Below are 1845 nucleotides of genomic sequence, written 5' to 3' on the forward strand. Positions count from 1 at the left end.
CCCGGTCGAAGCGCGACAGCAGGTCCAGGATGTCGCCCTGCAATTCGCATGGCGCGGTGGATCAAGCGCGTGGAAGGCTCGGTTCGCGAAAGCACACGGCGGGCCGCTCGATCACATGGCGAGCGAGCCCCTGGGTCGCCGTGCCAACAGCATCATGGTTTCGCCAGCCTGCTCTGGAGGCGAACTGGATCAGCGTGCGCCACGCTCGTTGCGTCGCCAAACATCGTAGTTTGCGAGCCCGACGACGATAAAAATCTACATCCAGCGCACCATTCGGGTGTCGGTGAACATCTGCTCCCTTGATCATGTCGCTATTCTCTCCTCGGTGCGGTCATGAACCAGGCCCGCAGCGATGGATGGATAGTGCCTGTCCTCTGGCTAGCCCGCTTTCAGAAGCAATTGATTTTCCCTTGAGACGGTCATGATTTCCAGGCCACGATGGCCCGGTGCGGGGTAAGCGCTCCGGACGCATGGTGATCGGAAGCCTGGATGCGCTTCTTCTTTGGCGACGGCTGCGTCCTTGATGAGCAGCGGCGCGAACTGCGGCGTGGTGCCGAACTCGTGCCCGTCGAGCCGCAAGTATTCGACGTCCTGGCCCTACTCGTGCGCAGCCGAGGCCACGTCGTGACGCGCGACGACATGCTGCAGAATGTGTGGGGCGGCCGAATCGTTTCTGATTCCACCCTTGGTAGTCGCATCAACGCTGCGCGCCGGGCTATCGGTGATAGCGGGGAATCACAGCAGCTGATCAGAACGGTAGCCCGCCGAGGCTTCCGCTTCGTGGGTGATGTCTCGGAGCAGGGTGCCGCGAATGTGCCACAGGGCGACGCGGCATTAGTGCGTCAGCAGGTTACGTTCTGCCGTTCTGCTGATGGCGTGACGCTGGCTGTCGCATCGGCCGGCGACGGCCCTGTCCTGGTCAGAGCGGGCAATTGGCTGACGCATGTCGAGCACGATTGGAACAGCCCGCTCTGGTCGCCGCTGCTGCGATGGCTTTCGCAACGGTACCGTCTGGTGCGGTACGATGCACGCGGCAACGGGCTATCGGACCGGGACGTCGCCGATATTTCGCTCAATGCCTTCGTGCGCGATCTCGAGACGGCCACGAATTCTCTGAGCCTCAGCCGCTTCGCTCTGTTCGGAGCATCGCAAGGTGGTTCGGTGGCCATCGCCTATACGGCAGCTCATCCGGAGCGTGTGTCTCGGCTGATCCTGTGCGGCGCATATGCGCTGGGGCGCAACCGCCGGGGTTTGCGCATGGAGAAGGAGAAGGCGGAGGCGCTCATGACATTGATGCGCCAGGGTTGGGGGGATGAGCGTTCGGCCTTCATGCAGGCGTTCAGTTCGATCTACCTGCCACGAGGGACGCCCGAGCAGATCGGCTGGTGGACCGAGCTCCAACGAACGACGACATCTGCGGAGACGGCAATTCGCTTTCGTCAGGCCTGTGACGACATTGATGTCTCGGCTCTGCTGCCACAAATTCGGGTGCCTACCCTGGTATTGCACAGCAGGGGCGACACGGTATCGCCGTTCGAGGAAGGCCGCCGCATCGCCGCGGCCATCCCAGGCGCGCGCTTCGTTGAGCTGGATAGCTTCAACCACGTCATCGTGGAGAACGAGCCGGCCTGGCCGCGCTTCCTCGAAGAACTCGAACGCTTCCTGACGCCGGCGACCTGAGCCAATCCAACATGAGTGACGGCCCTGCTGAGCCAGGTTGCCTAGGTAACCGCGAGCTCTGCGATGGCGCCGCACTGGCTTCTAAAATTTGGATCAAAGGCCCGGCTTCCACCCGCGTCTGGCTGATCGCTCGCCCAAGCGCGTCCCTGGTCGCGACCGCCAAGC

The 1845-nt window shown here is 62.8% G+C and carries 1 protein-coding gene; it reads left to right on the top strand.

The genetic code is table 11. The features are described 5' to 3' along the window. Positions 1-489 precede the first annotated feature (489 nt). A complete protein-coding gene (locus ACFHNC_RS24610) occupies positions 490-1680 on the top strand; it encodes an alpha/beta fold hydrolase (RefSeq protein ID WP_437171874.1) in 1191 nt (396 codons plus the stop codon). Positions 1681-1845 lie beyond the last annotated feature (165 nt).

This window comes from Falsiroseomonas sp. E2-1-a4, assembly GCF_051433165.1.
In the GTDB taxonomy this organism is placed as follows: domain Bacteria; phylum Pseudomonadota; class Alphaproteobacteria; order Acetobacterales; family Acetobacteraceae; genus Falsiroseomonas.